23 protein-coding genes are annotated in these 18,872 nt (G+C 66.6%); 15 read left to right on the top strand and 8 right to left on the bottom strand.

Annotation, left to right across the window (positions count from 1 at the left end):
• Positions 1-87: 87 nt before the first annotated feature.
• Positions 88-516: a copper chaperone PCu(A)C gene (locus FHT09_RS13055; RefSeq protein WP_181141384.1), complete on the bottom strand. Its 429-nt coding sequence runs from the start codon at positions 514-516 to the stop codon at positions 88-90.
• Between the two features lie 65 nt (positions 517-581).
• Between FHT09_RS13055 and FHT09_RS13050 the strand changes: the two genes are divergently transcribed.
• The 4 genes from FHT09_RS13050 (at position 582) to FHT09_RS13035 (ending at position 4,290) form a co-directional block, all read left to right on the top strand.
• On the top strand, positions 582-1,352 hold the full coding sequence (locus tag FHT09_RS13050) for an enoyl-CoA hydratase/isomerase family protein (RefSeq protein ID WP_104606815.1): 771 nt from the start codon (positions 582-584) through the stop codon (positions 1,350-1,352).
• A 73-nt stretch (positions 1,353-1,425) separates the two neighbouring features.
• The gene (gene tesB, locus FHT09_RS13045; protein WP_104538253.1) at positions 1,426-2,340 is read left to right on the top strand and encodes an acyl-CoA thioesterase II; all 915 of its coding nucleotides are present in this window, start codon (positions 1,426-1,428) and stop codon (positions 2,338-2,340) included.
• Positions 2,341-2,488: 148 nt separating this feature from the next.
• Positions 2,489-2,998, top strand: a complete 510-nt coding sequence (locus tag FHT09_RS13040; protein ID WP_104606814.1) for a pathogenicity-like protein — start codon at positions 2,489-2,491, stop codon at positions 2,996-2,998.
• Positions 2,999-3,096: 98 nt separating this feature from the next.
• Positions 3,097-4,290 (top strand): sigma-70 family RNA polymerase sigma factor, encoded by a 1,194-nt coding sequence (locus FHT09_RS13035; RefSeq protein ID WP_104606813.1) that lies wholly within the window; start codon positions 3,097-3,099, stop codon positions 4,288-4,290.
• A gap of 194 nt (positions 4,291-4,484) precedes the next feature.
• Here FHT09_RS13035 and FHT09_RS13030 read toward each other — a convergent pair whose 3' ends face one another.
• Positions 4,485-5,081 (bottom strand): EF-hand domain-containing protein, encoded by a 597-nt coding sequence (locus FHT09_RS13030; protein WP_104606844.1) that lies wholly within the window; start codon positions 5,079-5,081, stop codon positions 4,485-4,487.
• A 40-nt stretch (positions 5,082-5,121) separates the two neighbouring features.
• Here FHT09_RS13030 and FHT09_RS13025 point away from each other — a divergent pair, with 40 nt between their 5' ends.
• Positions 5,122-6,036 carry an arginyltransferase gene (locus FHT09_RS13025; protein WP_104606812.1) on the top strand — a complete coding sequence of 305 codons (915 nt, stop codon included), beginning with the start codon at positions 5,122-5,124 and terminating at the stop codon, positions 6,034-6,036.
• Between the two features lie 52 nt (positions 6,037-6,088).
• The gene (locus FHT09_RS13020; RefSeq protein WP_243848990.1) at positions 6,089-7,318 is read left to right on the top strand and encodes an endonuclease/exonuclease/phosphatase family protein; all 1,230 of its coding nucleotides are present in this window, start codon (positions 6,089-6,091) and stop codon (positions 7,316-7,318) included.
• 100 nt (positions 7,319-7,418) lie between these two features.
• Here the strand turns inward: FHT09_RS13020 and purT are convergent, their stop codons facing one another.
• The gene (purT, locus tag FHT09_RS13015) at positions 7,419-8,618 is read right to left on the bottom strand and encodes a formate-dependent phosphoribosylglycinamide formyltransferase (protein ID WP_104606810.1); all 1,200 of its coding nucleotides are present in this window, start codon (positions 8,616-8,618) and stop codon (positions 7,419-7,421) included.
• Between the two features lie 127 nt (positions 8,619-8,745).
• On the opposite strand from purT, the gene FHT09_RS13010 reads away from it, so the two are divergent.
• From FHT09_RS13010 to FHT09_RS12995, 4 genes are all read left to right on the top strand, one after another.
• Complete coding sequence (locus tag FHT09_RS13010) at positions 8,746-9,615, top strand: SPFH domain-containing protein (RefSeq protein ID WP_104606809.1); 870 nt, start codon at positions 8,746-8,748, stop codon at positions 9,613-9,615.
• Positions 9,616-9,624: 9 nt separating this feature from the next.
• Entirely contained in the window at positions 9,625-9,909 is a 285-nt protein-coding gene (locus FHT09_RS13005; RefSeq protein WP_104538260.1) for a hypothetical protein, read from the top strand.
• A complete protein-coding gene (locus tag FHT09_RS13000; RefSeq protein WP_104538261.1) occupies positions 9,906-10,085 on the top strand; it encodes an Arc family DNA binding domain-containing protein in 180 nt (59 codons plus the stop codon). Before FHT09_RS13005 ends, FHT09_RS13000 begins: the two co-directional genes overlap by 4 nt.
• A 156-nt stretch (positions 10,086-10,241) precedes the next feature.
• The gene (locus FHT09_RS12995; protein WP_104606808.1) at positions 10,242-11,039 is read left to right on the top strand and encodes a M15 family metallopeptidase; all 798 of its coding nucleotides are present in this window, start codon (positions 10,242-10,244) and stop codon (positions 11,037-11,039) included.
• Positions 11,040-11,076: 37 nt separating this feature from the next.
• Here FHT09_RS12995 and FHT09_RS12990 read toward each other — a convergent pair whose 3' ends face one another.
• From FHT09_RS12990 to FHT09_RS12970, 5 genes are all read right to left on the bottom strand, one after another.
• Complete coding sequence (locus tag FHT09_RS12990; RefSeq protein ID WP_104606807.1) at positions 11,077-11,751, bottom strand: DNA-3-methyladenine glycosylase; 675 nt, start codon at positions 11,749-11,751, stop codon at positions 11,077-11,079.
• A 2-nt stretch (positions 11,752-11,753) separates the two neighbouring features.
• Positions 11,754-12,125 carry a DUF423 domain-containing protein gene (locus FHT09_RS12985; protein ID WP_104606806.1) on the bottom strand — a complete coding sequence of 124 codons (372 nt, stop codon included), beginning with the start codon at positions 12,123-12,125 and terminating at the stop codon, positions 11,754-11,756.
• A 95-nt stretch (positions 12,126-12,220) separates the two neighbouring features.
• The gene (locus FHT09_RS12980) at positions 12,221-13,402 is read right to left on the bottom strand and encodes an SRPBCC family protein (RefSeq protein WP_104606805.1); all 1,182 of its coding nucleotides are present in this window, start codon (positions 13,400-13,402) and stop codon (positions 12,221-12,223) included.
• A 372-nt stretch (positions 13,403-13,774) separates the two neighbouring features.
• Positions 13,775-14,416: a response regulator transcription factor gene (locus tag FHT09_RS12975; protein WP_005990002.1), complete on the bottom strand. Its 642-nt coding sequence runs from the start codon at positions 14,414-14,416 to the stop codon at positions 13,775-13,777.
• Positions 14,416-15,612, bottom strand: coding sequence for a sensor histidine kinase (locus FHT09_RS12970; RefSeq protein WP_016901692.1), 1,197 nt, complete (start codon positions 15,610-15,612; stop codon positions 14,416-14,418). The genes FHT09_RS12975 and FHT09_RS12970 overlap by 1 nt, the downstream gene beginning before the upstream one ends.
• Before the next feature lie 232 nt (positions 15,613-15,844).
• Here FHT09_RS12970 and FHT09_RS12965 point away from each other — a divergent pair, with 232 nt between their 5' ends.
• From FHT09_RS12965 to FHT09_RS12945, 5 genes are all read left to right on the top strand, one after another.
• On the top strand, positions 15,845-16,441 hold the full coding sequence (locus FHT09_RS12965; RefSeq protein ID WP_047125782.1) for a GNAT family N-acetyltransferase: 597 nt from the start codon (positions 15,845-15,847) through the stop codon (positions 16,439-16,441).
• A 3-nt stretch (positions 16,442-16,444) separates the two neighbouring features.
• On the top strand, positions 16,445-17,194 hold the full coding sequence (gene minC / locus FHT09_RS12960; RefSeq protein WP_184416989.1) for a septum site-determining protein MinC: 750 nt from the start codon (positions 16,445-16,447) through the stop codon (positions 17,192-17,194).
• Positions 17,195-17,229: 35 nt separating this feature from the next.
• Positions 17,230-18,039 (top strand): septum site-determining protein MinD, encoded by an 810-nt coding sequence (gene minD, locus FHT09_RS12955; RefSeq protein WP_104538267.1) that lies wholly within the window; start codon positions 17,230-17,232, stop codon positions 18,037-18,039.
• A gap of 2 nt (positions 18,040-18,041) precedes the next feature.
• Positions 18,042-18,299, top strand: a complete 258-nt coding sequence (gene minE, locus FHT09_RS12950; RefSeq protein ID WP_005994583.1) for a cell division topological specificity factor MinE — start codon at positions 18,042-18,044, stop codon at positions 18,297-18,299.
• A 63-nt stretch (positions 18,300-18,362) separates the two neighbouring features.
• Complete coding sequence (locus tag FHT09_RS12945) at positions 18,363-18,860, top strand: hypothetical protein (RefSeq protein WP_104538268.1); 498 nt, start codon at positions 18,363-18,365, stop codon at positions 18,858-18,860.
• Positions 18,861-18,872 lie beyond the last annotated feature (12 nt).

Here is an 18,872-nt window from a genome sequence, read left to right as displayed (position 1 = left end):
CGCATCGCGTTTAATCGGCGAGATCACGCAGTGGGCTGGACAAACACTGCAGGACGCAGGCTCCGCTTGGCCACGCACTACGCGCGTTTACGAACCCGGCGCGCGCTTGTGCGCCTGCAGCGTAGCCTTGATCTCGCGACCATCCTGCAAGACAAAGGTCACCGGTACCTGCGCACCTTCCTGCAGCGGCGCACGCGCTTCCATCAGCATCAGATGCAGGCCGCCCGGCGCAAGCGGCACCGACTTGCCGGCCGGCAACGCCAGCTCCGGCACTGCGCGCATGCGGCTGACGCCGTTGTTCTGCGTGGTCTCGTGGATGGACACATCGGCAAACGCACTGCTCTTGGCCGCAGTGACCGTCAGAGGCTGCGCACAGCCGTTGTGGAACTGCCCGAATCCCGCCGCCATGCCCATGCCACCGGGTGGCGGAATGCGGATCCAGCCGTCCTTGAACTCGGCCAGGCACTGCGCGCCAGCGCCTGCACTTGCCAGCATCACCCATGCACCGAGCAGCACGCGTCTGCACATGCGCTGCCTGCTTCGACTGCCGTCTATCATGACCCGACCTCCAGGAGCCCCGAATGAGCATCCAGATCTTAGACCATGGCCGTCTTCGCGAAATCCGTCTGGCACGCCCGCCGGTCAATGCCCTGGACAGCGCGCTGTGCCAGGCCTTGAGCGTTGCGGTGCAGCAGGCCGGCGAGGAGACCGATGGCATCGTGCTGTCGGGCAGCGAGCGGATCTTTTCCGGTGGCATGGACGTGCCGCAGCTGCTCTCGCACGGCACCGACCGCGCCGCGTTGCTGGCCAGCTGGACGGCCTTCTTCGAGGCCGCGCAGGCGCTGGCCAACAGCCGCGTGCCGGTGGTCGCGGCCATCGGCGGGCATGCGCCGGCCGGCGGCTGCGTGCTGGCACTGTGCTGCGACTACCGGGTGATGGCGCGCAGCGCCGATACCGCAAAACCCTATGCGATCGGCTTGAACGAGGTGCAGGTGGGCCTGGCCGCGCCGGAAGGCATCCAGCGCCTGTTGCGCCGCGTGGTCGGGGCGCACCGCGCCGAACGCCTGCTGATCTCCGGGCAGCTGCTGCCTGCCGAGCAGGCGGTCACGATCGGCCTGGTCGACGAGCTGGTCGATGGCGATCTGGTCACCGCCCGCGCGGTAGCCTGGCTACAGGACCTGCAGCAGCTGCCGCGCCAGCCGATGCTGACCACGCGTGCGATTGCGCGCGCCGATCTGCGCGCGGCGCTGGCGCCCGAACTGATCCAGCTGGAACGCTTCATCGATGGCTGGTACGCGCCGGATGCGCAGGCCGCCCTGCATGGCCTGGTCGCGCGGCTGCAGAAGGCCTGACGCCGGCTCCCGGCACGGTGCACACGAGACGGCCCGCTATAATCGCGGTCCATCGCACGCCCAGGTCCGCCCCTTGTCCGCCACTGCCGAACCCGTCGTCTCCGAACTGATCAGCCTGCTGTCGCTGGAGCGCCTGGAGGACAACCTGTTTCGTGGCCAGAGCCGCGATATCGGCACCAAGTACGTATTCGGCGGACAGGTGCTGGGCCAGGCGCTGGCCGCAGCGCAAGCCACCGTGGACAATGGCCGCCAGGCGCATTCCCTGCATGCCTACTTCCTGCGCGCCGGCAATATCGACCACCCGATCGTCTACGACGTCGACCGCACCCGCGATGGCGGCAGTTTTTCGGTGCGCCGGGTCACCGCAATCCAGCACGGCAAGGTGATCTTTTTCTGCGCGGCCTCGTTTCAGCAGCGCGAGGACGGCGCCGAACATCAGTCGGTGATGCCGGTGGTGCCGCCGCCCGAAGACATCGAACCCACCCCGCCGCTGGCAGCGGAAGTGCTGGAGACCCTGCCTGCCAAGGTACAGCGCTGGCTGTCGCGTGGCGGTCCGTTCGAGTTTCGCCATGTACTCCCGCGCGACGAACTCAGGCCGCCCAAGCGCCCGCCGTTTCAGCAGATGTGGCTGCGCCTGAGTGACCCGGTTGGCGACGACGTCGGCCTGCACCAGGCCTTGCTGGCGTATGCCTCGGATTTTCAGCTGCTCGGCACCTCCACGTTTCCGCACGGGATCAGCTACTACACGCCAAACGTGCAGATGGCCTCGCTCGATCATGCGCTGTGGTTCCATCGCCCGTTCCGCACCGACGACTGGCTGCTGTACTCGCTCGACAGCCCCACCGCACAGGGTTCGCGCGGCCTGGCGCGCGGGCAGTTCTTCACCCGCGATGGCGTGCTGGTCGCCAGCACCACGCAGGAAGGCCTGATCCGCGTGGTGCCCGACGGCAGCGCGATCGCCGTGCCGGCAAACGACTCGCCATGTTGATTGCTGCACCGCATTCGCCGTGCGCAGGCATGCTGATTGCCGCCTGCACTTTCCGGCCTGGATCGACATCCTTGCCGCTCTTTTTTTTCAGCTCGAGCAAGCGCACTCACAGCGCGCCCTGCTCGGCAATCGCTGGCACCCCTTAAGCATGCGCAAGATCTTCAGCAGCCAACGTATCGAAACCGCAGAAGGCGTGGCCGATCTGCTGCGCAACGCCGGCATCGACGTGCGCATGAGCAACGGCCGCTCCTACGAGAGCAAGCGCAGCGGTCAGTTCAGCTATCTCGAACAGGGCAACGCCCAGGCCTACCCCACGGTGTGGATCGTGCATGCCGACGACCAGCCGCGCGCCCGCGACCTGCTGCGCGACGCACGCCTGCTCGACACCACCCGCCGCGACCTGCCGAATGTGGAGTACACCTTCCGCGACGGCGAAAACGGCTCGAGCACCAATGCGCGCAGCTGGGCCTGGCGCATCCGGCTGGTGCTGCTGCTGGTGATCGGCGCGGTCGCCATGTTCGTGGTGCTGCGCCATCGCAACGCCCCTGACCCGGCCACGCCAGTGGCACCGCCGACAGCGCAGCCAGCGCCCGCCACCACGGCACCGCCAGCCGCAGGGGACGAAGAAGTGCGTGTACGGATCCAGCCGGCGCGCTGAGCGCGGTCACCGCGCGGTGCGCCAGGCGCCATCGCCATCACGTCGTCACATCCGGTGCTCGCCTGCGTCATGCTGGTACCAGGACATGGATTGCGCCGATGCACACCGACACGCTGGACCTGATGTTGCAACGCGAACTGCCGGTCGCCGCCGCCGGCTGCCAGCAGGCCTACGGCCGCATCGTGCGTGCGTGCCAGAACACGGTGACCGCCATCGCACTGGCGATCACGCGTGATATCGCTGCCAGCGAAGACATCGCCCAGGAAGCCTTCCTGCGCGCCTGGCAGCGGCTGGCACAGTTGCATCAGCCGGCCAGCTTCCTGCCGTGGTTGCGGCAGATCACCCGCAACCTGGCGCGTGATTGGCTGCGCGCCAACCGGCGTCGCGCCCTCAGCGGCGAAGCGGCGGACCTGGCGATCGCGATGGCCGCCGACCCGGCCCCCTCGCCCGCCGACCAGTTGCTGCAGGTGGAAGAAGAGATCGCCGCGCTCGACATCATTTCTGCACTGCCCGAGGAAAGCCGCGAGACGCTGCTGCTGTTTTATCGCGAAGGCCAGAGTTCGCAACAGGTCGCCTCGCTGCTCGGACTGAGCGATGCGGCCGTGCGCAAACGCCTGTCGCGGGCACGTGCCAGCGTGCGCGGCGAGCTGCTGCGCCGGTTCGGCGAGTTCGCCCGTGGCAGTGCGCCCAGCGTGGCCTTTGCCACTGCGGTGACCTCGGCAACCCTGCTGGCCGCGCCGGGGACGGCAAGCGCGGCCATCGTGCTGACGGGCATGGGGGGCGCAGGCAAATTAGGCGTGAGCGGACTGACAGGCTCGGCATTGAGCGGAGGTGGCGCCGCCGGTGCGCTAAGCCTCTGGCTCGGCATGCCGTCGCTGTTCGCCGCTGGCGCCGTGCTGGTTGCCGGAGTCGGCACGTACTGGTCGTGCTGGTATCTGCTGCGCTTTGCGCAGACCGCCGCCGAAGCAGCGGCGATTCGTCGTTTCCTGCACATCACCACGCTGACGTCGGTGCTGGTAGTGGGCAGCACGCTGCTGCTCAAACGCCTGGATGCGGGCGCATGGGCGTCGCTGCTACTGCTGTGCGCAGGCATGGCGGTGCTCAACTATCAAACCATCTGGGTGCTGCCACGGGTCATGCGCCCGATGCTGGAACGCGATGCGCAACGACGCGGCACCACGCGGGCACCGCTACTGTATCGCTGCATGTTCAGCCCGGGCGCGATGCTGGTGAGCACGGCGGCGGTCATGCTGCCCATCGTGCGGCACTACATGAAGCTGGGGATGCTCTGATCCCGGCGTGGCGCCATCGCCGCACGCACCAGGTGCGACCATTCCGGTCAATAAAAACGGCCTCCTGCTTGCGCGGGAGGCCGCTGGTCGAATCGGCGCCTTGTTGCGTGCTGCTGATTACATGCTGCAGATGCCGCAGGTGCTGCCCCGGTCGCAGCATTGCGACCGGGTAACGCTGTAGCGACTGGACGAACTCAGTTGCCCGCGGCCGGCTTGGCCGGCATCGGACGCTTGCCGTGATCGCCACGCTCGCCACGTTCATCAGGACCACGCGGGCCATGCTCGCCACGCTGCTTGGATGCGGCATCGAACTCGGCCTTGCTCAGTTTGCCGTCCTTGTCGGTATCGGCCTTGGCAAACCACGCGTCGCGATGCTGCTGCATGCGCAACTCACGGTCGGCGCGATCGACAACGCCGTCCTTGTTGATGTCCATCTCATCGAAGCGCGCGGCAAACTTGGGGTCGGCCTTGGCTTCTTCGCGGCTGATGCGGCCGTCCTTGTTGGTGTCGAGCTTGCTCAGCCAGTCGCCGCGTTCACCGCGACCCGGGCCGCGATGATGCGGGCGCTCATCGCGCGAGAGCTTGCCGTCCTTGTTGGTGTCCAGCGTGTCGAACTGTGCGGCCAGCTTGGGGTCGGCAGCGGCCTCGCTGCGATCGATCACGCCATCGCCGTTCTTGTCTAGCTTGGCAGGACGCGGCGCATCGCCGGCGGCAGGCGGGGCGGCGAACACCGCGCCGGTGGACAGGGCAGCCAGCACGGCCAGTGCGAGAAACGGTTTGCGGGACGTCATGAGAAACTCCTGGGATGTGGGAACCACACGCGGCACCTGCATGGGCCGCATCGCGTGGGTGGCGCATCCGGATTCACCGCGCGCTGCCACCAACACCCACATCAACGAGCCAGCGGCACGCGCGTTGACGTGCCAACCGGGCGTATTCATCCGGCGGACAGTCGCCGCTGTTGCGACGCGCAGGCGCTATCCTGACGCCATGGCCATCCACGCCGACACCCATGACGACCTGCGCCTGTTCCAGACCGGCGAGCATGCCTGTGGCTACTGGTCCGACCGCCGCGCGCGCGACCTGGTGCTGGATCCACACGATCCGCGTCTGGGCGCGATCTATCCGCAGGCATTGGCATGGGGATTCCGTCGCTCCGGCGATCTGGTCTACCGGCCGCATTGCGAACGTTGCCGCGCCTGCGTGCCGGTGCGCATTGCGGTGGATGCGTTCCGGCCCGATCGCAGCCAGCGGCGTTGCCTGGCGCGCAACCAGGACCTGGTGGTACGCGTGGTCGCCGCCGAACGCACCGACGAACAACTCGCGTTGTACCGGCAGTACCTCAAGCGCCGCCATCCCGGCGGCGGCATGGACGAACATGGCGCTACCGAATTCGACCAGTTCCTGATCGGTGGCTGGTCACATGGACGCTTTCTGGAAATCCGCGAACCCGCAGTGGCCCACGCGCCGGGGCGACTGCTCGCCGTTGCGGTCACCGATGTCACCGAGCAGGCATTGTCGGCGGTCTATACGTTCTACGCAGCGGATGCCACTGCGCGCAGCCTGGGCACGTTTGCGATCCTGCAGCAGATCCAGTGGGCGCAACGCGAGCGCCGCGCGCATGTGTATCTGGGCTACTGGATCGACGGCCATGCCAAGATGAACTACAAGCGCCGCTTCAGCGCGCTGGAGGCCTACGACGGCCGTCAATGGCGCGCGCTTCCCGCCCCCGCACCGGAAGGTTGAACCCCGCCGGGACGACATCGGCCTGTCGTCTTGCACATGCGAGAATGTCGCGATGATCAGACCTCTCCTACTGCTTGCGCTGACCGCGCTCTGCGCCGCCTGCGCACATCACGCGACCTCCCCGGAGACGAGCTCAAAGGCAACTGCCACGTCCGCGCCAACCCAGCTACGCATCGCGACCTACAACACCTCCCTGTATTCCGACCAGGCCGGCGGCCTGGTGCGCGAACTGCAGGGCGACAGCGCGCATGCGCGCAAGATCGCCGCGGTGCTGCAGCGGGTGCGTCCGGATCTGGTGCTGCTCAACGAGTTCGACTTCGACCCCGAGCACCGCGCCGCCGATCTGTTCCAGCAGCGCTATCTGCAGGTCGCCCAGCCGGGCGGCGGCGAAGCCTTGCGCTATCCGTACCGCTATCTGGCCCCGGTCAATACCGGCGTGCCCAGCGGCCTGGATCTGGACAACAACGGCAGCATCGGTGGCGATGGCCGCACCCGCGGCAACGATGCCTGGGGCTACGGATTGCATCCCGGCCAGTACGGCATGCTGGTGCTGTCGCGCTACCCGATCGACGCACAGGCGGTGCGCAGTTTCCAGTTGCTGAAATGGAGCGCGCTGCCGGGCGCGCTGCGCCCGACCGACCCGTCCAGCACACAATCGTTCTATAGCGACGCGATTTGGGCGCAGCTGCGGCTGTCGTCCAAATCGCACTGGGACGTGCCGGTGCGCACGCCGCTGGGCGTGGTGCACGCGCTGGTGTCGCACCCCACCCCGCCGGTGTTCGATGGCGCCGAGAAGCGCAACGTCGCCCGCAACCACGACGAGCTGCGGCTATGGCGCGAGTATCTGGACAACCCCACAGATGCCAGCTGGCTGTGCGACGACCAGGGCCGCTGCGGCGGGCTGCCCGCCGATGCGCGCTTCGTCATTCTCGGCGACCTCAATAACGACCCGGTCGATGGCGCCGGCCGGCACGATGCGATCCGCGCGTTGATCACGCACCCGCGGGTGCTGCAGTACCCCACACCACACAGTGCAGGCGGCCCAGAAAAAACCGCCGAGTACGCCGCGCAAGGCATTGCCCATACGGGCGACCCGCACCAGGTCACCGGCGACTTCGGCCCGCAGGCAGGCACGATGCGGCTGGACTACGTGCTGCCTTCGCGCCAGTTCACCTTGATCGGCAGCGGCATCTTCTGGCCCGCCAGCACCGCGCCGGAAGCGGCGATCGCCGACGGCAGCGACCATCATGCGGTCTGGGTGGATGTGGCTGGGGAGCGGTGATTCGGGATTGGGGATTGGGGATTTGAAGCGTCGGGTGGTTGCTTGTGTCATGGCGCGATTGCGGCTGGTCGCCGCAACCGCACCACGACGAGCGCAGCGCTCAGTCCAGCTGGATCTGCAATGCTTGAGCGGCTACACGCGCCTTCTCGCGCGCGGCGTCGATGCTGTCCGCGCGCGCCAGCGTGACGCCGACGCGGCGGTGACCGTCCACGCGCGGCTTGCCGAACAGACGCAATGCGGTGTCCGGGTCGCGCAGGGCCTGCGCGACATTGTCGAAGACCGGCACGCCATGACCGTGCGCGAGCAACGCGCACGACGCCGACGGGCCGCTCTGACGGATCACGCCCCCGTTCTGCGCACCGACCGGCAGGCCGAGAATCGCGCGCGCGTGCAGGGCGAATTCGCTCAGGTCCTGCGACACCAGCGTGACCAGGCCGGTGTCGTGCGGGCGCGGCGAGACCTCGCTGAACCACACCTCGTCGCCCTTGACGAACAACTCCACCCCGAACAGGCCCAGACCGCCCAGGTCGTCGGTGATGGCCTGCGCGATCTGCTGCGAGCGCTGCAAGGCCGCCGCTGACATCGGCTGCGGCTGCCAGCTCTCGCGGTAGTCGCCGTCTTTCTGCCAATGCCCGATCGGGTCGCAGAACGACGTGCCGCCGGCATGCCGCACGGTCAACAAGGTGATCTCGTAATCGAAGTCGATGAAGCCCTCGACGATGCAGCGGCCGGCACCGGCACGTCCGCCGGTCTGCGCGTACTCCCAGGCCGCATCGATGTCCGCTTCGCTGCGCAAGGTGCTCTGGCCCTTGCCCGAGGACGACATCACCGGCTTGACCACGCACGGCAGGCCGACCGCGGCGATCGCCTCGCGATAGTCGGCAGCCGTGTCGACGAAGCGGTACGGCGAGGTCGGCAAGCCAAGCGTTTCGGCAGCCAGGCGACGGATGCCTTCGCGGTCCATGGTCAGCCGTGCGGCGCGCGCGGTCGGGATGACCCGCTGGCCCTGCTCGCGCTCCAGCGCGACCAACGTTTCGGTATGGATCGCCTCGATCTCCGGCACGATCAGATGCGGCTGCTCCTTTGCGATCAGCGCGCGCAGCGCGTCGGGATCGAGCATGTCCAGCACATGCGAACGATGTGCCACCTGCATCGCCGGCGCGTTGGCGTAGCGATCGGCGGCGATCACTTCCACCCCGAAGCGCTGCAATTCGATCGCCACTTCCTTGCCCAGCTCGCCCGAGCCCAGCAACAACACGCGGGTGGCGGAAGGCGACAACGGCGTGCCGAGAGTAGTCATGAGCGCGGTCCAGATCGGGAGGGGGCCGCCATTCTAACGGGCCGTCACCATGGCCGCCGACCGCACGACTTGCATTAACTGATATCACTTTGATATCTTTTTTCCACTCCCCAAGGACACCCACCTCATGAAAGAGAAGCCGATCAGCTCACTGCCGGGCATCCCGGTCATCCTCGCCACCGGCGCGGCGTTCGCGGGCGCTGCCTTGTTCGTTCTCACGACCATGGCGGCCAGCAGCCCGACTGCAGCCGGGTTCCTGATTGCGCTGCTGGTGGTGGCGGCGGGCATCTTCATGCTGGCCGGCCTGTACACGCTGGAGCCGAACCAGGCGGCGGTGCTGAGCCTGTTCGGCAAGTACGTCGGCACGGTCAAGGACCCGGGCCTGCGCTGGAACAGCCCCTTCTATGCCAAGCGCCGGGTCAGCCAGCGCGTGCGCAACTTCGAAAGCGGCCGGCTCAAGGTCAACGAACTGGACGGCAGCCCGATCGAGATCGCCGCAGTGATAGTGTGGCAGGTGCTCGACGCCTCCGAGGCGGTCTACAACGTCGACGATTACGAAAGCTTCGTGCATATCCAGTCCGAAGCGGCGCTGCGCGCGATGGCCACCAGCTACCCGTACGACCAGCACGAAGACGATCAGATCTCGCTGCGCAGCCATCCGGCCGAAATCAGCGAACAACTCAAGCGCCATCTGGACGAGCGCCTGACCCAGGCCGGCGTGGACGTGATCGAAGCGCGCATCAGCCACCTCGCCTACGCACCGGAAATCGCCCAGGCCATGCTGCAGCGTCAGCAGGCCAATGCGGTGATCGCCGCACGCACGCGCATCGTCGCCGGCGCGGTGGGCATGGTCGAAATGGCGCTGGCCGAACTGCAGAAAAACGGCATCGTGCAGCTGGACGAAGAGCGCAAGGCGCACATGGTCAGCAACCTGCTCACCGTATTGTGTTCTGACCGCGGTACCCAACCGGTGGTCAACGCCGGCTCGCTGTATTGAGGTGATGCAATGAATGTCATGGTGCCGTTGGTCGTCGCGCTTTCCGGCTTGCCTGCATTGGCAATCGCCGCCTCCATCGGTGCGGACGACGACGACCGCGCGCGCGGCCTGGGGCTGCGCTGGGCCTTGATCAGCCTGGTCATCCTGATCGGTGCCGCCTGCCTGTACTGGGCCGGCGACAACCGCGCCGGCATCTACGCGGTGGTGATCGGCATGCTCGTCGGCGTGAATGTCTTGATCGTCTCGATGGTGATGCACCTGCGCCGCCACAGCGGCCGCCGGGAGCGCGAGTGAGCGAGAAGAAGGCCTATCCGCTGCGCATCAACGCCGACGTGCTGGCCGCCGCGCAGCGCTGGGCCGACGACGACCTGCGCAGCCTCAACGCGCAGATCGAATACGTGCTGCGCGATGCGCTACGCAAGGCCGGGCGCCTGCCGAAGCCGCAGGGCGACAAGGACGCCGGTGCTTGAACAAAGCACAGGCGTGATTGGTTGAGAGGAAAGCGACTGTGCCCGTTCGTATGCATCCGCCCACCGCTGCTCAACGGAGCATCTCTATCGGCGCACGCCAGCATTCGCGCCGCTCCGGACTGGCAGCCCTCACGTAGCACCCGCTAAGCTGCGGCGATGCGCAACTCCCCACGCTTTCTGCTCAACACCTCCGACATCGAACTGTGGCCGGCAGGCATGCTGCGTGCGCGCGGCAATGCGGATGCACGCGTGCTGGCGCAGGCCGACTGGGTGCTACGGCGCAAGCGCGACGGGCGCTATTTGGCCGCGCATCTGCCGCAGGGCGTGATGCCGTTGATCCCGCGACTGGCACCCGAGCCGGGGCTGGACGAGGCACTGGCGCTGCTGGAGCTGCCTGGCGGGCGTGCATCGGACCGTGCGAACACGCTGCTGCCGGTCAGCGGCGTGCAACAGCGGCTGGCGCAGCTGGAGATCGACGTGGAGGCGTATCCACGGCAGACCGGGCTGAGCCTGGTAGCCGAACCTGCTGCCCTGCACTTTGCCGGACGCGATCGCTTCGCACGGCCGCTGTGGCTCAGCGCCGGCGCAAGCCGTGCATGGCGACAGATGCAGGCCGACGCTGCAGGCGCTGGCGTACTGCTGGATGCGCTGTCCGGGTATCGCAGCCACGATTACCAACTGGCGATCTTCGAACGCAAGCTGGCGCGCGGCCTGACAGTGCCGCAGATCCTGGCAGTCAACACCGCACCCGGCTTCAGCGAGCACCACAGCGGCGATGCGTTGGATATCGGCATGCCCGGCGAGCCGCCGGTGGAAGAATCCTTCGAAACCACGCCCGCCTTCGCGTGGCTGCGCGACAACGCGGATCGGTTTGGCTACCGGCTGAGTTATCCGCGCGACAATCCCTACGGCATCATCTACGAGCCCTGGCACTGGCGGTGGTCGGCGGCGTAATGCGCGCGACAAGCCGCGCGCGCCGCAATGCAAAGACCTACTCCTGCGAGCGCGGTGTCGGCACCTTGGTTGCCACGCTGAAGTCGGCGATCTTCCACAGATAGAACGCGGCGTAGCTGCGGTACGGGCCCCAGCGTTCGCCACGGATGGCCAGCTCCTTCGGCATGGGCATTTGCTCCTGCCTGTCCACGCGCTGGGCGCCCTTGCGCACGCCCAGGTCATCGATAGGCAGCAGATCCGGGCGACCCAGGCGAAACATCAGCATCATCTCCACCGTCCAACGGCCGATGCCGCGCACCGGGATCAGTGCCTGCACAATCGCCTCTTCGTCCATGAAGGCGAGCTTGCGCAGGGAGGGAATCTCGCCTTCCAGTTCGCGCCGCGCCAGATCACGCAATGCCAGCGCCTTGTTGCCGGACACGCCACAGGCACGCAGTGCTGCGTCATCGATGCGACCGAGCGTGTCTGCATGCAGGCGCGACGCACCGATGGCCACTTCCACTCGCGCCACGATCGTCGATGCGGCCTTGCCGCTGAGTTGCTGAAACAGGATCGCGCGCGCCAACGCATCCACCGGATCGAACGGCTTGCGCCAACCCGGCTGAGCGGCGATCGGGCCGATGCGCTTCATCCACGCACCCAGCGCGCGATCGCGCCGGCTCAGGTGCGCAAAGGCGGCCTCCACATCGAATCCGCGGGCATGGCGCGGCATGCTCAGCGCCTCAACGCGCCGATCGCCAGCACCACCCAGCCCAGCATCAGGCTGGTGCCGCCGACCGGTGCCAGGCTGGTGGGCCAGTGCAGCAGCGCGCCACCGACCAGGCTGCCGGCAAACAGCAACGTACCGAGCAACAGCAGATACAGGCCGACCCGGCCAAGCGCGCGCGTCTCGGTAGCGCCTAGCACCGTCAGCACGGCACCATGGCCGAAGGCGTACAGCGCTGCCAGTTGCAGCCGCGATTGCACCAGCGCATCGGCCACCCCGTGCGAGGCATAGGCCGACAGGCCCACCGCGATGGCGGCCAGCAAGGCGCCGCAAAACGCCAGCAGCGACGGATGTTTCTTGCGACGTTCGAGCAGGGACATAAAGGCGGTTCCATTGCAGCGCCATGGCGAAAAAAAAAACGCGCCGCAGGACTGCGGCGCGTTTTCGTCTGGATCAGGTCATCGTGGTGAGACGATTACTTGATGGCCCAGTAGACGTCGTAGGTACCGTCCTGCGTAAACGACTTGTCCACGCCAGCTTTCCACGACTCGTACGGACGCTCGGTCACGTCGCTGCCATTGGTGGCAGCCCAGGCACGCAGGGAGCTACGCACTGCGTCCAGGCCGGCCATGTGGCCTGCATAGGTCGCAAACGCGGAACGGTGGGCCTTGGTGCGCTCGTACTTGACCGGTGCTTCCGACGGGATGTTGACCTTCAACTCCTCGCCCACCGCAGCAACCGGGGTTGCATCCACAGGTGCGGCAGCCGCGGCGTCATCCTTCTTGGCATTCGCCTTGGCGGTGTCGGCCTTCAGGTCGGTCTTCGGCGCGCCACCAGCACGCTTGCGGACCGGCTGCATCACGTCGAACGCGTACTTGTCACTAGCGAAGTCGGTGGTCACGATGCGGACCGGACCAGCCACCTCGAGGCCGTTGGCGTCCATCACGCGCTTGATCCACTCCTGGTTGTCCTTGATCGACTTCTTGATCGTCTCGTTGTCACGATCGATGTTGCCCGCGGTGACGACCAGCAGGTCCTCGGCCGGCACATCGACGAGCTTGAGGTCGCTCAACACCGGCTTGCCGTCGAGCTGGGCGCGGTAGTCGAAATTCGGCACGGTGGCCAGTGCGGTCGCCAGACGCGACAGACCCAGCTTCAAATCGTCGCCCACGTGGCGGCTGACATACAGGCCGGCATAACGACCGAACAGGTTCCAGCCGTACTTGACGCTGTAGTCCTGGGTGATCTTGACGTTCTTGTTGTTCTTGCCAGTCGGCGCAAGGGTGAAGTTGGTGACTTTGTCGTAGCCCTTGGTGGGATCGTCGACCGAAATCTCAACACGCTCGTTCTTGACGCTGTTGGTGATCTCCCAGCTGCCGTCGCCGATGTAGCCTTCGGTGGAGCTGTATTCGACGCGTGCACCCTTGCCCTCATCGGGGCCGACCAGCTTCAGCTGGATCTTCGGGTCACGCAGCACAAGCGGGTTCCAATCCTTGAAACGACGGAAGCTGTTCACGGTGTCGTAAACAATCGTCATCCTGCGGTTGGTCTCAACACTCTCGGACATCTGCCGCTCCGAGGGCAACACCAAGCCCACCACGACAAACAAGCCAGCCACGATCCCCAAGGCGATCAGGAACTCGATAATACGGGTCATTCAGGAGGTCTCCGGGGCCGATCCCACGGCCGGGTTGGGTGAAGCGAAGCCGCCATCCTAGCAGGCTTCGAGAAAGATGTTCAGTTGTGCGACGGGTAGCGCGGTCTTGCGGTGTCATCCACCGCGCAACCGCGCAGTCCATGACTGCGCGATCCCAAGCTGCACAAGGGTTTGGGTAAATTGCGCGCAGCTATCATGCACATCAGGCGATGCCTGTGTGTGATGCGTGTGCTGTCGACGCGGTTTTCCGCCTCCGGCAGCGCGCGCGATCGCGTTGCGGACGACCAGACCACCCCGCCCGGCGCGCCGGCGCGCGCGCGGCGTAGCGCACGCACCGCCGCGCGCCGGACGCTGCGCCACCTGCGCGGCCGATCAGACCAATTGCAGCTCGAAGGCCTTCAGCACTGCACGGGTACGGTCGCGCACGCCGAGCTTGGACAGGATGTTGGAGACGTGATTCTTGATGGTGCCCTCGGCCACGCCCAGCGAGTTGGCGATCTCCTTGTTGGAGAAGCCGCTGGCCATCAGCCGCAGGATCTCGGTCTCGCGGTCGGTCAGCGGATCGGGCCGGTCCAGGCTGACGAACTCGTTGCGCATGTGCTCCAGGCCCGACAGCAGGCGCTGGGTCACCGCCGGCTGCACCAGCGAGCCGCCGTCGGCCACGGTGCGGATCGCGCCGACCAGTTGTTCCAGCGAGACATCCTTGAGCAGGTAGCCCTTGGCGCCGGCCTTCAGCCCGGCCAGCACCAGCTGGTCGTCGTCGAAGGTGGTCAGGATGATGGTCGGCGGCAGCGTGCCGTTGCGCGAGAGCATCTGCAGCGCCTCCAGGCCGGACATCACCGGCATGCGCATGTCCATCAGCACCACGTCGGGCTGGATCTGCGGAATCTGCTCAACCGCCTGCTTGCCGTCCGAGGCCTCGGCCACCACCTCGATGCCGTTGTCCAGCGCCAGCAGCGAGCGGATGCCCTGGCGTACCAGGGTTTGGTCGTCGACCAGGCACACACGGATCATCAGAACACTCCTTGGGTCACGGCCGCAGGCATCAGTGCCGGCGCGCCTGGAACGGAGATGCGCAGGCCGAAGCCGTCACCCCGCCGGGTTTGAATCTCGAGCTGGCCACCATATTGGTTCAGCCGCTCGCGCATGCCGCGCAGCCCGTTGCCGGGCGCCACCGTGTCGGCGCCATGGCCATCGTCGCGCGCGTCGATCAACACGGTGTCGGCATCGCGCCGTACCTGGATCCACAGGTTGCGCGCACCGGCATGGCGCACCGCATTGGTGATGATTTCCTGGGTACAGCGCAGCAGCACATGGGCGCGCTCGGGGTCGTCCAGGGTCAGCGGCTGGGCAATGTCCAGATGGATGTCCAGCGATGGCACCTGGGTCACCAGCGGGCGCAGGGCCGCTTCCAGGTCGATCGCGCCGCTGTCGCGCAGGTGGCTGACCGCTTCGCGCACGTCGGTGAGCAGCAGCTTGGCCAGGGTGTGCGCCTGGCGTACGTGTTCCTGGGCCTGGCCGTCGGTGATGTGGCCGGCCACTTCCAGGTTCAGGCTCAGCGCGGTGAGGTGGTGGCCGAGCAGATCGTGCAGCTCGCGCGAGATGCGGGTGCGCTCGTTGACGCGGGCACTTTCAGCCAGCAGCGCGCGGGTGGCGCGCAACTCGGCATTGAGCCGGCGCTGTTCTTCGCGGGCATCGGTCTGCTGGCGCGCGACCAGGCTGGTCACGAAGATGAACATCGAGAAGCCGCCATACAACAACGACTGCATCAGCGCGGCGAACAGGGTGAAGTCCGGGCGCAGGTAATAGAACACCGGCAGCACCGCCAGCTGGCTGAGCACCAGCCAGGCCACGCCGATCCGTAGCGGCAGCAGCCAGGGAATCACCCCGGCCGCCACCATCATCAGGATGCTGCCCAGCCCGGTCCCGCTCAGATAGCTGACCGCCAGCGCGAAGATGGTCAGCAGCAGCAGGATCAGCCGGTCGTACCAATGCGCATGGCCGCCGCTGCTCAGGCCGCGGGTCAGCCAGAAGTAGCTGGCGCCGAAGCCGACGAAGAACGCCGACATCAGCAGGCCTTCGGCCACGCTGCGGTGGTCGCCCTCCTCGGCTGCCGGCCAGTAGGTGTACACCAACGGCATGGCGATCATCGCCCAGGTGAACAGGCCGGCGAAGCGCAGGACGCGCGTATGACTGAGGTATCCCAACATGCAGGCATCTTAGGCGTTACCCGGGCGGCTGCCCTCTTGCCGGAAGTCATGCATGTCCCTGCACGGACCGGCCGCCTTGGCAGCGACACCTTGCAGCCTGGGCGTGGCGCGGCCGGCCCTTCAGTGCACACGTATTGGCGGGCAGCACATGGCGGGTCGCCGCGTCGGGCCACGCATGCAATAATCCGACGCAGATCCGATTTCGGGTCGAGAGCGTTACCACGGAGTCCTAATGTCGATCGTTATCCGCGACGTGCGCGAGCACGAGCTCGATTCCGTCCTGGCCCTGAACAACAATGCCGGACTGGCAATCCTGCCGCTGGATTCAACCAAGCTGCAACGTTTCTACGAGCAGGCCGAATATTTCCGCGTCGCCGAGCGCGACGGCAACCTGGCCGGGTTTCTGGTCGGGTTCGGCAGCGGCAATGCGCATGACAGCAGCAATTTCGCCTGGTTCCGGGACCGTCACCCGGAATTTTTCTACATCGACCGCATCGTGGTCGCCAGCCGACGTCGCGGCGGCGGCGTCGGGCGTGCGTTCTATGCCGATGTGCAGAGCTACACCGAGTTGCGCTACCCGCAACTGGCCTGCGAAGTGTTCCTGGACCATGGCGCCGATGCGGCGTTGCTGTTCCATGGCAGCTTCGGCTTCCGCGAGGTCGGCCAGAACACCATGGCCGACGTCGAGGTGCGCGCCAGCATGCTGATGAAAGACATGTGCAGCTATCCGTGGGTCCAGGAGACCTATGGCGGCAAGTTGCCCGAGCAGTTGCCGTGGGTCGGCCGGCCACGTCATGCCGCCGCCGACAACCCGTCGACGGGGAGTTGAGGCGTGGCGAGCGTGAATGTGGATTTTGAACAAGCCGGCGAACTGAAGATCGGCCAGGTGGGCATCGCCAATCTGCGCGTGCGCACGCTGGACGTGCCGCGCCTGGTGCGGGAGATGCGCGAACGCGTGACCCGCGCGCCGAAGTTGTTCGGACGCGCGGCGGTGATCCTGGATTTCGGCGGGCTGTCGCAGTTGCCGGACCTGGTCACGGCCAAGGCGCTGCTGGACGGTCTGCGCGATGCCGGCGTGTTGCCGGTGGCGCTGGCCTACGGCACCAGCGAGATCGACCTGCTCTCGCAGCAGCTCGGGGTGCCGCTGCTGGCCAAGTTCCGTGCGCAATACGAGCCGACCGCGGTGAGCCCGCCGCCGCCCCCGCCGCCGCCGCCGGCGCGTGCCGAACCCGCAGCGCCGGCCGCGCGGCCGGCTCCTGGGCGCATGCAACGCAACGCGGTGCGCTCGGGCCAGCAGCTGTATGCGGAGAACTGCGACCTGACCGTACTCAGTACGGTGGGTGCCGGGGCAGAGGTCATCGCCGACGGCAGCATCCATATCTACGGTACCCTGCGTGGCCGCGCGTTGGCCGGCGCCCAGGGCAACCCTGACGCGCGCATCTTCTGCCGCGACTTCCACGCCGAACTGGTTGCCATCGCTGGCCACTACAAGGTGCTGGACGATGTTCCCATGGACCTGCGTGGCAAGGCCGTCCAGGTCTGGCTGGAGCAGGATCAGATCAAGATCGCTGCGCTGGACTGACGCAGCCCAACCACAGAAATATTCGGAGAAATCCTTTGGCTGAAATCATCGTAGTCACCTCCGGCAAGGGCGGCGTTGGCAAGACCACCACCAGCGCGAGCCTGGCCTGCGGGCTGGCACGGCGCGGCAAGAAGGTCGCCGTCATCGACTTCGACGTCGGTCTGCGCAACCTGGATCTGATCATGGGGTGCGAGCGGCGCGTGGTGTACGACTTCGTCAACGTCGTGCATGGCGAGGCCACGCTCAAGCAGTCGCTGATCAAGGACAAGCGCTTCGACAACCTGTACGTGCTGGCTGCCTCGCAGACCCGCGACAAGGACGCGCTGACCCAGGAAGGCGTGGAGAAGGTGCTCAAGGATCTGGCCGCCGACGGTTTTGAATACATCGTCTGCGACTCGCCCGCCGGCATCGAAAAAGGCGCATTCCTGGCGATGTATTTCGCCGACCGCGCGGTGGTGGTGGTCAATCCGGAAGTCTCGTCGGTCCGCGACTCGGACCGCATCATCGGCCTGCTAGATTCCAAGACCCGCAAGGCCGAGCAAGGCCAGACCGTGCCGGCCTTCCTGCTGCTGACCCGCTACAGCCCGGGCCGCGTGGAAGGCGGCGAGATGCTCAGCATCACCGACGTGGAAGAAGTGCTGGGGCTGAAGGCCATCGGCGTGATTCCCGAATCCGGCGATGTGCTCAACGCCTCCAACAAGGGCGAGCCGGTGATCCTGGATGTCGAGTCCCCGGCCGGACAGGCCTACGACGACGCGGTCGCCCGCATCATGGGCGAAGAGCGCCCGATGCGATTCATATCCGTGGAGAAGAAAGGCTTCTTCAGCAAGCTGTTCGGAGGGTAAGCATGGGCCTGCTCGATTTTCTCAAGAGCAAGAAGAACACCGCCGAGACGGCCAAGAACCGCCTGCAGATCATCATTGCGCAGGAGCGCAACCACCGCGGCGGGCCGGATTACCTGCCGCTGCTGCAGCGCGAATTGCTGGAAGTGATCAAGAAGTACGTCAACATCGACGCCGATGCGGTGCGGGTTGATCTGGTCAAGGATGGCGAGCATGACGTGCTCGATATCTCGGTCGCCTTGCCCGAAGACGGCGACAAGTAAGCATTCCCTGCGGCACCGTGTCTGCACGGTGCCGCCTTGACCGCCCGAACCGACCGCGAGCCCTTGCGTGTGACCATCGATTCTTGCCCCAGCGCCGAGCCAGCCAGCGTGTTGTGCGTGGGCGATATCGGCCTGGATGCCCCCACCGCCCTGCTCGCACGTTATGGGCTGCGCCTGCATCGGGTGGCGGCCGGGGCGCCGATCCCCGGCAGTTTCTGGGGCGAACCGGAAGCCGGCATCATCGGCTGCGATGTCTATGTGCGTGACGACACGCCGGTGCATTCGCTGCTGCACGAGGCCGGGCACCTGATCGTCCTGCCGGCCGACAAACGCGCAGCCGTGCATACCGACGCCACCGACTCGGTGGATGAGGAGGACGCCACCTGTTACCTGCAGATCCTGCTGGCCGAGCAGTTGCCGGGCGTGGGCAGCGCGCGCCTGATGACCGACATGGACACCTGGGGCTACACCTACCGGCTGGGATCCACGCGCGCCTGGTTTGAGCAGGACGCGGAAAACGCCCGTAGCTGGCTGCTGGCGCGCAACCTGTTGCCGCAGTGACGCCGGACCGCC

Source organism: Xanthomonas sp. CFBP 8152 (assembly GCF_014199025.1).
GTDB classification, from domain to species: Bacteria; Pseudomonadota; Gammaproteobacteria; order Xanthomonadales; family Xanthomonadaceae; genus Xanthomonas; species Xanthomonas arboricola_B.
This window is presented reverse-complemented; position numbering and strand designations above follow the sequence as displayed.

Coding starts and splice junctions, on each gene's coding strand:
- FHT09_RS13005 (WP_104538260.1), top strand. CDS start 9,625: ATGAATGTCATGGTGCCGTTGGTCGTCGCGCTTTCCGGCTTGCCTGCA.
- FHT09_RS13050 (WP_104606815.1), top strand. CDS start 582: ATGAGCATCCAGATCTTAGACCATGGCCGTCTTCGCGAAATCCGTCTG.
- FHT09_RS13010 (WP_104606809.1), top strand. CDS start 8,746: ATGAAAGAGAAGCCGATCAGCTCACTGCCGGGCATCCCGGTCATCCTC.
- FHT09_RS13020 (WP_243848990.1), top strand. CDS start 6,089: ATGATCAGACCTCTCCTACTGCTTGCGCTGACCGCGCTCTGCGCCGCC.
- FHT09_RS13035 (WP_104606813.1), top strand. CDS start 3,097: ATGCACACCGACACGCTGGACCTGATGTTGCAACGCGAACTGCCGGTC.
- FHT09_RS12995 (WP_104606808.1), top strand. CDS start 10,242: ATGCGCAACTCCCCACGCTTTCTGCTCAACACCTCCGACATCGAACTG.
- FHT09_RS12975 (WP_005990002.1), bottom strand. CDS start 14,416: ATGATCCGTGTGTGCCTGGTCGACGACCAAACCCTGGTACGCCAGGGC.
- FHT09_RS13030 (WP_104606844.1), bottom strand. CDS start 5,081: ATGACGTCCCGCAAACCGTTTCTCGCACTGGCCGTGCTGGCTGCCCTG.
- minE (WP_005994583.1), top strand. CDS start 18,042: ATGGGCCTGCTCGATTTTCTCAAGAGCAAGAAGAACACCGCCGAGACG.
- FHT09_RS13025 (WP_104606812.1), top strand. CDS start 5,122: ATGGGCCGCATCGCGTGGGTGGCGCATCCGGATTCACCGCGCGCTGCC.
- purT (WP_104606810.1), bottom strand. CDS start 8,618: ATGACTACTCTCGGCACGCCGTTGTCGCCTTCCGCCACCCGCGTGTTG.
- FHT09_RS12970 (WP_016901692.1), bottom strand. CDS start 15,612: ATGTTGGGATACCTCAGTCATACGCGCGTCCTGCGCTTCGCCGGCCTG.
- FHT09_RS12985 (WP_104606806.1), bottom strand. CDS start 12,125: ATGTCCCTGCTCGAACGTCGCAAGAAACATCCGTCGCTGCTGGCGTTT.
- FHT09_RS12980 (WP_104606805.1), bottom strand. CDS start 13,402: ATGACCCGTATTATCGAGTTCCTGATCGCCTTGGGGATCGTGGCTGGC.
- FHT09_RS13040 (WP_104606814.1), top strand. CDS start 2,489: ATGCGCAAGATCTTCAGCAGCCAACGTATCGAAACCGCAGAAGGCGTG.
- FHT09_RS12965 (WP_047125782.1), top strand. CDS start 15,845: ATGTCGATCGTTATCCGCGACGTGCGCGAGCACGAGCTCGATTCCGTC.
- FHT09_RS12990 (WP_104606807.1), bottom strand. CDS start 11,751: ATGCCGCGCCATGCCCGCGGATTCGATGTGGAGGCCGCCTTTGCGCAC.